Here is a 415-nt window from a genome sequence, read left to right as displayed (position 1 = left end):
TATCGGCCCTTGTCCACAATTTGATCCATGGCGGGCGCCTGCCGCTGTTCGAGGCGCAGAAATCGGGGCGCATCGCGCGCGCCTTCCTCGAGCAGCAGCCCGACGACGCGGTGCCGCGTTTCCAGTACGAGGACCACATCGCAGCCTTGGTCAACGACCGCGTCTGGCCCGATTCGACGCGCGCCATTTCGGAGCTGCGGCTGACCATCGAATATGAATCGGCTTCCGGCTGGAGCCGCATGTTTTCCTCGGGCAGATTGTCGGTCGATATCGTCGATTATCCCGGCGAATGGCTGCTCGATCTGCCGCTGCTCGGCAAATCCTTCGCCGATTTTTCCCACGAAGCCTTTGAGATGGCCGTTCTGCCGGTGCGCGAGGACCTGTCGCAAGCCTGGCGGGCACTATCGGCCGGGAT

General features: G+C 62.9%; 1 protein-coding gene. It reads left to right on the top strand.

What is annotated here, in order from left to right; all coding sequences use genetic code 11:
- Positions 1-415 (top strand): YcjX family protein (locus tag ENZ74_RS34180; protein WP_164761522.1); only part of this gene is annotated, 415 nt, incomplete at both ends.

Origin of the sequence: Mesorhizobium sp. M7A.F.Ca.CA.002.15.2.1 (genome assembly GCF_003998715.1) — a bacterium.
GTDB classification, from domain to species: Bacteria; Pseudomonadota; Alphaproteobacteria; order Rhizobiales; family Rhizobiaceae; genus Mesorhizobium; species Mesorhizobium ciceri.
Note: the sequence above shows the minus strand (reverse complement) of the source record. Positions and strands in the feature narration are given on the sequence as shown.